At 29.7% G+C, this 8,541-nt stretch carries 9 protein-coding genes and 1 riboswitch; all 9 genes read left to right on the forward strand.

What is annotated here, in order from left to right:
• The first annotated feature begins 38 nt into the window (after positions 1 to 38).
• Complete coding sequence (locus tag Q1J76_RS04270) at positions 39 to 677, forward strand: MotA/TolQ/ExbB proton channel family protein (RefSeq protein ID WP_300367311.1); 639 nt, start codon at positions 39 to 41, stop codon at positions 675 to 677.
• A 126-nt stretch (positions 678 to 803) separates the two neighbouring features.
• On the forward strand, positions 804 to 1,757 hold the full coding sequence (locus Q1J76_RS04275) for an ABC transporter substrate-binding protein (protein ID WP_300367314.1): 954 nt from the start codon (positions 804 to 806) through the stop codon (positions 1,755 to 1,757).
• Between the two features lie 4 nt (positions 1,758 to 1,761).
• On the forward strand, positions 1,762 to 2,769 hold the full coding sequence (locus Q1J76_RS04280) for a FecCD family ABC transporter permease (RefSeq protein ID WP_300367317.1): 1,008 nt from the start codon (positions 1,762 to 1,764) through the stop codon (positions 2,767 to 2,769).
• 6 nt (positions 2,770 to 2,775) lie between these two features.
• On the forward strand, positions 2,776 to 3,546 hold the full coding sequence (locus Q1J76_RS04285) for an ABC transporter ATP-binding protein (protein ID WP_300367320.1): 771 nt from the start codon (positions 2,776 to 2,778) through the stop codon (positions 3,544 to 3,546).
• 1 nt (position 3,547) lies between these two features.
• Positions 3,548 to 3,728, forward strand: a riboswitch (cobalamin riboswitch).
• Between the two features lie 351 nt (positions 3,729 to 4,079).
• Entirely contained in the window at positions 4,080 to 4,772 is a 693-nt protein-coding gene (pduB, locus tag Q1J76_RS04290; protein WP_300367323.1) for a propanediol utilization microcompartment protein PduB, read from the forward strand.
• Positions 4,773 to 4,793: 21 nt separating this feature from the next.
• Positions 4,794 to 6,455: a propanediol/glycerol family dehydratase large subunit gene (locus tag Q1J76_RS04295; RefSeq protein ID WP_300367326.1), complete on the forward strand. Its 1,662-nt coding sequence runs from the start codon at positions 4,794 to 4,796 to the stop codon at positions 6,453 to 6,455.
• 10 nt (positions 6,456 to 6,465) lie between these two features.
• Entirely contained in the window at positions 6,466 to 7,149 is a 684-nt protein-coding gene (locus Q1J76_RS04300; protein WP_300367329.1) for a propanediol/glycerol family dehydratase medium subunit, read from the forward strand.
• Between the two features lie 18 nt (positions 7,150 to 7,167).
• Entirely contained in the window at positions 7,168 to 7,668 is a 501-nt protein-coding gene (locus Q1J76_RS04305) for a diol dehydratase small subunit (protein ID WP_300367331.1), read from the forward strand.
• A 69-nt stretch (positions 7,669 to 7,737) separates the two neighbouring features.
• Positions 7,738 to 8,541: diol dehydratase reactivase subunit alpha (locus tag Q1J76_RS04310; RefSeq protein WP_300367333.1), on the forward strand; the 804-nt coding region annotated here is incomplete at its 3' end.

Below are 8,541 nucleotides of genomic sequence, written 5' to 3' on the forward strand. Positions count from 1 at the left end.
TTAACTAATAATGACATTAAAATGAGGCATTTATATATATGAATAATATATTCGATTCTGAAAGTTTGCTTAATTCAGCTATGATTGTTTGTTGGATAGGTTTGCTTATATCTTCAGTATTGGGATTAACTATAATAGTTGATAGATTTATTTATTTTACCAGAATAAAATCTCAGGATAATTCATTAGCTCCGAAACTTCTTTCTCTAATTAAAGATAATGAATTAAAGGCAGCTATTGCATTATGTGAAACAGCTAAATCTCCATTGGCAAATATAATAATGGCAGGTTTGAATAATAAAGATATACCTAAAGAATCTATGCAGGGGGCATCAAATAAAGAATTACCTAGACTTGAGAGATTCATTTCTACTCTTTCTACAATATCAACTATTGCACCTCTTTTAGGACTTTTAGGTACTATACTTGGTATGATACAGTCATTTGCTGTGATATCTGTTGTGGGAAGCGGTAATCCTAATGCTTTGGCTTCTGGTATTGCTAATGCTTTATTAACAACTGCAGCAGGACTTATTATTGCTATACCTACTGTTGTTTTTTATAATTATTTTGTAAATACCATAAATGCTAGAATACTTTTTATAGAAAATTTATCCAATGAAATTTCTGATTATATGATTAATCATTATAATAAAGAAAGTAAAAATATTTACTAAAATTATTCCCTAAATATTAAATTACAAATATACAATGATAGAATTGTATTGACAATTAGGTATTTAAGTTTATAATCATAAGATTATTATTATGAAAAATAAAAAATCAGAGAAAGTTTATAGTTTATGAAAAAAATCAGAGTATATATAATATTCATTTGTTTTAATATATATTTATTTCTATCTTTATTTTCATGTAGTAGTAATGATGTTAATAATAAAAATGAAACTATAAAAGACAGGGCAGGAAATGAAATAGTTTTGCCTGAAAAAATAGAAACTATTGCCTGCTTATCACCTTCTACAACTGAAATTGTATTATCTCTAGGACTTGCTGATAAAATAATAGCTTCTGATTCTACTTCTAAAGAAATTCTTCAGACAAATAATATAGATGTATCCAATATTTCTGTTTTTGATATGCTTAATCCTAATTCTGAAAAGATGACAGTACTCAAACCCGATATAATTTTTGTTAATAATTTCAGCGTATTTGGAGGAAAAAATTCTTTGGATTCTATACAAAATTCTGGAATATGCATTGCCGTTATACCAAATAGCGATACTATAAAATCAATAGAAGATGATATATTATTTTTAGGAAATGTACTTGATAAATCAGATGTTGCATCTAATATTATTAATATTATGGATGAGAATATAGAAAAAATCAGATCTATAGGAGAAACTATAATAAACAAGAAAAAAGTATATTTTGAGATATCAGCTTTACCTAATATTTATAGCTTTGGTACTAATGTTTATTTAGATGATATGATAAATATAATGGGGGCTGAGAATATATTTTCAAATAGAAACTCTTGGATATCAGCCTCTGAAGAAAATGTACTGTTTTCAAATCCTGATATAATATTTACAAGTGTTCATTATATAACTAATCCTACAGATGAAATATTAAGCCGTGAATCTTGGCAGAACATAAATGCTTTAAAAAATAAAGATGTCTATTATATACCTTCAGGTTCATTGCCTACTCATAATATTATTAATGCTTTAATTATGATGGCTAAATATACTTATCCTAATGAATACAAAGATATTGAAATTATCAGGAATTAAATAAATGATAAAAAAGATTATAATAATTCTTTTATTGGTTATTATTTCTACTGTATTATCAATATGTATAGGAAGTGTTTTTATATCGCCTAAAGAAATAGGAGCCATATTATTATATAAATTTTTTAATCTCGAAATTATAAATATAGATAAAATAAATGCAGATATTATAGGAATAAGACTTCAGCATGCAATATTATCTTTATTTGTAGGAGCTTCTCTTTCAATGACAGGCGTTGTAATACAGTCTATACTTAGAAATCCTTTAGCTTCTGCATACAATTTAGGAATATCATCAGGTGCTGGGTTAGGTGCTGCTTTGCTTATAGTTATGCATGTGGCTTTTAATCAGTATTTTTTTATAAGTATATCTATGCTTTTTGCTTTTATTACTATACTTTTTATATTATTTATTTCTAATAGGATAGATAAGTATATGAGTAATAATTCTATAATACTTGCAGGAATAGTTATATCATTATTTTTAAGTTCTGTGATGAGTTTTTTATCCTATATGTTTCCTAAATATTCAAATCAAATAATATTATGGCAACTTGGAAGTTTATTTGTAAGAAATAAGTTTGATATTTTTATCATTATATTTATAACATTGATATTTTTATTAGTACTTATGAAATATTCAAGTGTACTTGATATAATGACATTTGGAGATGAAACAGGATTATCTTTAGGTGTTGATGTTAGAAAGATGAGAATATTTTTTATATTAATTTCTTCTTTTATAACTGCAGTATTAACGGCATTTACAGGTATAATAGGTTTTGTAGATTTAGTATCTCCTCATATAGCAAGAAAAATGTTTGGCTCTAAGCATATTATAATTTTTCCTATGTCTGCTTTGATAGGGGCATTACTTTTGAATATTTCAGATATATTTTCAAGAATTATAGTTCAGGGTTCTAATATTCCTATAGGAATAGTTACTGCCGTTATAGGCGCTCCTTTCTTTTTATATGTATTTATATCAAGTAATGGTATTAAAGGAAGATAATTTATTATGAGTAAGATGGTTGAAGTAAAAAATTTATCTTTAAGCTATACTAATAAAAAAGAAGTTTTGAAAAATATATCTTTTTATGTCAATAGTAATGAAAATTTATGTATAATAGGTCCTAATGGCTGCGGAAAGACCACGCTTCTTAAATCACTATGTAAGATAATAGATTTTAATGAAGGTGATATACTTATTAGTAATCAGAATATAAGAAATATTGATATTTATAAAACTATAGCTATAATGAGTCAAATGTCTACTATATATTTTGGATATACTGCTTATGATACTATAATGATGGGTAGATATTTTAATTATAAAGATAAGCTATTATCCATTCCAAGTAAAGAAGATAAAGAATTTGTTATTTATTATATGGAAAAACTTAGAATAATGCATTTAAAAGATAAATTGATAACTGAACTTTCAGGTGGAGAATTGCAGAGAGTATTTTTGGCTAGAACTTTAGTGCAAAATCCAAGTATTATACTTATGGACGAACCTACTAATCATTTGGACTTGAATAGTCAGATAGAGCTTGTTTATAATTTGAAAGATTGGGTGAAAAAAGGAGAAAGATGCATTATCGCTGTTTTGCATGATATAAATTCGGTATTAAATTTTGCTGATAAATTATTAGTTTTGAAAGATGGCAATTCTAAGTATTTCGGCAATATAGAGGATTTTAATATTTCACTTCTTAATGATATATATAATATAGATGTTATGGGCTATATGAATAAATCTTTGGAAAAATGGCATTTAAAATATTGATTTTTTATTATTTTTATATTATACTAATAATGTATATTGAAGGAAATAGGTCAGAATCCTATACTAGCCCGTAGCCGTATTCAGTAGCGAACCCTAATTAACCATTGTTACCTTTAAAGGTGATGAGAAGGTAGGATGTAGAAAGCTGTAAGTCGGAATATTTCAATATATAGTTTATTTTCTGTCGAGGAGCATGGAATGGAATTTCTATTATAACTATTTTTTATATCATTAATTAATTAATTCAGATCTTTATATTAAATTTGTTTAATTATATAAATCAATTTTCTATATCGTTTCAATTTAATGAAACTTTTTTTATTTTTTTAAAAATGAAGTCTTTTTGTTGACAATCGTATACTATTGTCTTATACTATATGTATAGCAGTGGCTTGTCGTATATTTTGTGATAATTTTCTGTTAAATTCTAAAATTAATATCTTCTATATATGTAATTCATTGCTTTTTTATATTGTTGTATTAAAAAATAAAAATTATTAATTATATTTTATCATTTTTAAGGAGGAATTTTTATGGGTAGAGCAATAGAGTTTGTAGGAACTGCTATAGGAGATACTATAGGTCTTGTTATTGCTAATGTAGATAAAAGTGTGTTGGAGAAGATGAATTTAGAAACAAAATACCGTTCTATAGGTATTATAGGGGCAAGAACAGGAGCTGGTCCTCATATCATGTCCGCTGATGAGGCTGTAAAAGCAACTAATACTGAAATAGTTTCTATACAATTGGCCCGCGATACAAAAGGTGGTGCAGGTCATGGTAACTTAATCATTTTCGGTTCTGATGATGTTTCAGATTCAAGACGTGCTGTAGAAGTTGTATTGAAAGATTTAGACAGAACTTTCGGCGATGTTTACGGAAATGAAGCAGGACATATAGAACTTCAGTACACAGCAAGAGCCAGCTATGCTTGTAATAAGGCATTCGGTGCTCCTGTAGGGAAGGCATTCGGTATTTGCGTGGGTGCTCCTGCTGCTATAGGAGTGGTTATGGCTGATACTGCAGTTAAATCTGCTAATGTAGAGGTTGTAGGTTATGCTTCTCCTGCGAATGGTACTAGTTTTTCAAATGAGGTTATATTACAAATATGCGGAGATTCAGGAGCTGTTAGACAGGCTATTATCGCTGCAAGAGAAATAGGCTGTGAATTATTATCTACTTTAGGTTCTGCACCTAAAAATGACAGACCGTCATATATAATTTAATTTAACAATTAGGAGAAGTTCATGAAATCTAAAAGATTTGAAATATTAAGAAACAGACCTGTAAATCAGGACGGATTTGTTGGTGAATGGCCTGAAGTTGGTCTAATAGCAATGGATGGTCCTAATGATCCTAAACCTAGCATAAAAATAGTAAATGGTAAAATAGTTGAGCTTGACGGTAAAAAAGCAGAGGATTTTGATTTTATAGATTCTTTTATTGCTAATTATTCTATAAACATAGAAAATGCTGAAAAAGCTATGAGTATATCTTCCAAAAAAATAGCACTTATGCTATGCGATCCTAATGTAAAAAGAAGCGAAATAGTTGAAATAACAACTTCAATAACTCCTGCTAAAATATCTGAGGTTATGAGTTATATGAATGTTGTTGAAATGATGATGGCCTTGCAGAAAATGAGAGCTAGAAAAACTCCTTCAAATCAATGCCATGTTACTAATGTTAAAGATAATCCTATACAGATAGCGGCTGATGCTGCAGAGGCATCTGTAAGAGGTTTTGATGAAGAAGAAACTACAGTAGGTATAGTTCGTTATGCTCCTTTCAATGCTTTGGGCTTATTGATAGGTGCTCAGGTTGGAAGACCTGGAGTTTTAACTCAATGTGCATTGGAAGAGGCTACTGAATTATTATTAGGTATGAGAGGCTTAACTTGTTATGCTGAAACAATATCAGTTTACGGAACTGAAAGAGTATTCACAGACGGAGATGATACTCCATATTCTAAGGCTTTCTTAGCTTCATCTTATGCATCACGCGGTTTGAAAATGCGTTTTACTTCAGGTACAGGAAGTGAAGTTCAAATGGGTTATGCTGAAGGTAAATCCATGCTTTATTTGGAAGCTAGATGTATATTTGTAACAAAAGGTGCAGGTGTACAAGGTTTACAAAATGGTTCTATAAGTTGTATAGGGGTTCCGGGCGGAGTTCCTAGCGGTATAAGAGCTGTTTTGGCTGAAAACTTAATTACAGAATGTATGGATTTGGAAGTTGCTTCTGGTAATGATCAGACTTTCTCCCACTCAGATATAAGAAGAACAGCAAGAATGTTAATGCAGTTTTTACCTGGTACAGACTTTATATTCTCAGGATATAGTTCTACTCCTAACTATGATAACATGTTTGCAGGTTCAAATTTTGATGCTGAAGACTTTGATGACATAAATGTTTTACAAAGAGATTTGAAAGTTGATGGTGGATTAAGACCTGTAAAAGAGGAAGAAATAATAGCAGTAAGAAATAAAGCAGCAAGAGCTATGCAGGCTATATTTGCCGAGTTGGGTTTTCCTGAAATTACAGATGAAGAAGTGGAAGCTGCAACTTATGCACATGGCAGTAAAGATATGCCTGACAGAAATGTTGTAGAAGATTTGAAAGCTGCCCAAAGCATACTTACTAATGGAATAACAGGCTTGGATATAGTTAAGGCTTTATATAGAAAAGGTTTTGAAGATGTAGCTCAAAGCGTTTTGGACATGCTTAAACAACGTGTTGCAGGCGATTATTTGCATACTTCTGCTATCATTGATAGAAATGGTTATGTTATCAGTGCCGTTAATGATGTTAATGATTATCAAGGTCCCGGCACAGGTTATCAGATAAAGAAAGATCGTTGGGAAGAAATTAAAAATATTCCTAATGCTATTAGCCCAGATTCTATTTAAGGAGTAAGTAATGAATATAGATGAAAAAACTCTAAAATTGATAGTTAGCGAAGTTATAAAAAATATTAATAATCAAAGCAGCGGTAGTGTAAATGTAAATAGTTCCAATACTAATAAAAATGTAAGTTCTAAACATCAGGCTCCTCCTCCTCTTAATTTTAAAGATTTAGGAAAGGCAGAAGTAGGAAAAAATAAATCAGAAGTTGTAATAGGTATAGCTCCTTCTTTCGGTATTCATCAAACTGAAACTATAGTGCATATACCTCATTCTCAAGTATTAAGAGAATTGATTGCTGGTATAGAAGAAGAAGGACTTAAGGCTCGTATAGTTCGTTTTATACATACTTCAGATGTTTCTTTTATAGCAAATTCAGCTGCTAAATATAGCGGTTCGGGAATAGCTATAGGAATACAGTCTAAAGGAACTGCAGTTATACATCAAAAAGATTTACAGCCTTTAAGTAATGTTGAATTATTCCCTCAGGCACCTCTTTTGGATTTGCCTACTTTCAGAGCTATAGGTAAGAATGCTGCTAAATATGCTAAGGGAGAATCTCCAACTCCAGTTCCTGTTCGTAATGATCAGATGGCCCGTCCTAAATATCAGGCAATAGCTGCTTTACTTCATATAAAAGAAACTGAACATGTTGTAGATAATGCAGATCCTATAGAACTATCAATTTCATTATCATAATTTGTAAGGAGATAAAATATGGATGAACAACTTTTAGAGAAAATGATAAAAGAAATAGTTACTAATATTAATAAGAGCAGTAATTCATCAAATATTTCAAGTAATGTTGATATTAGTGCTAAAGATTATCCTTTAGGTTATAATAGAAAAGATTTGATAAAAACTTCTACAGGAAAAAGATTAGATGATATTACATTAGAAGCTGTAATGAATGATAAAGTAGGTCCTAATGATGTTCGTATTACAGCTGAAACTTTAGAGTATCAAGCTAGAATTGCTGAATCTGTAGGTAGAAAAATATTTGCTATGAATTTAAGAAGAGCTGCTGAATTAACTAGAATAGAGGATGACAGAATATTAGAGATATATAATGCTTTAAGACCTTTTAGATCAACAAAATCAGAATTATTGGCTATAGCTGATGAGTTAGAAAATAAATATTCAGCTACAATATCTGCTTCTTTAGTAAGAGAGGCTGCTGAAGTTTATGAAAAGAGAGATCGTTTAAAAAGAAAATAAATATTAGAAAGTTAATATAAAAATTGTTTAAGTTTATTTAACAGATTTTTATTAATAATGGAAATGCCAATGAAATATATTGCAGGAATAGATATAGGCAATTCTACCACTGAAATTGCAGTTGCTAAGATTGATGATAATAATAATGCCGAGTTTATATCTAGTGATTTAGTATTTACTACAGGTATAAAAGGTACTTTTTCCAATAAGCATGGTATTTTTGGGGTTTTGAAAAAGAGTTTAGATAAAGTGAATCTTACTGTAAAAGATATATCTTTAATAAGGATAAATGAGGCTACTCCCGTAATAGGCGATGTTGCAATGGAAACTATAACAGAAACAATTGTAACTGAATCTACTATGATTGGGCATAATCCTAAAACTCCGGGAGGTTCAGGAATAGGTATTGGAAAGAGTGTGCATTATAATGATATTTCTAATCTGAATAGAGGAGAAGATGTTATAATAGTTATTCCTGATAGTATAGATTTCAAAGATGCTGCTGATTCTGTTAATTATGCTTTATCAAAAGGTATTAATATTAATGGACTTATTTTACAGAAAGATGACGGTGTTCTAGTACAAAATAGAATCAATAAGAATATACCAATAGTTGATGAGGTCATGCTTATAGATAAAGTTCCTATAGGTATGCTTTGTGCACTTGAAGTGGCATTACCTGGTAAAGTAATTGATACATTATCCAATCCTTATGGTATAGCTACAGTATTTAATTTATCTCCTGAAGAAACTCAGTCAATTGTTCCTATAGCAAGAGCTTTAATAGGTAATCGTTCTGCCGTTGTAATAAAGACTCCTGAAGGAAATGTAAAAGAGAGAAGAATTCCTGCAGGCAAATTAAAAATAATAGAT

The sequence above is a fragment of the Brachyspira sp. genome (assembly GCF_029258575.1).
Lineage (GTDB): Bacteria > Spirochaetota > Brachyspiria > Brachyspirales > Brachyspiraceae > Brachyspira.

Coding starts and splice junctions, on each gene's coding strand:
- pduB (WP_300367323.1), top strand. CDS start 4,080: ATGGGTAGAGCAATAGAGTTTGTAGGAACTGCTATAGGAGATACTATA.
- Q1J76_RS04300 (WP_300367329.1), top strand. CDS start 6,466: ATGAATATAGATGAAAAAACTCTAAAATTGATAGTTAGCGAAGTTATA.
- Q1J76_RS04295 (WP_300367326.1), top strand. CDS start 4,794: ATGAAATCTAAAAGATTTGAAATATTAAGAAACAGACCTGTAAATCAG.
- Q1J76_RS04285 (WP_300367320.1), top strand. CDS start 2,776: ATGAGTAAGATGGTTGAAGTAAAAAATTTATCTTTAAGCTATACTAAT.
- Q1J76_RS04305 (WP_300367331.1), top strand. CDS start 7,168: ATGGATGAACAACTTTTAGAGAAAATGATAAAAGAAATAGTTACTAAT.
- Q1J76_RS04270 (WP_300367311.1), top strand. CDS start 39: ATGAATAATATATTCGATTCTGAAAGTTTGCTTAATTCAGCTATGATT.
- Q1J76_RS04275 (WP_300367314.1), top strand. CDS start 804: ATGAAAAAAATCAGAGTATATATAATATTCATTTGTTTTAATATATAT.
- Q1J76_RS04280 (WP_300367317.1), top strand. CDS start 1,762: ATGATAAAAAAGATTATAATAATTCTTTTATTGGTTATTATTTCTACT.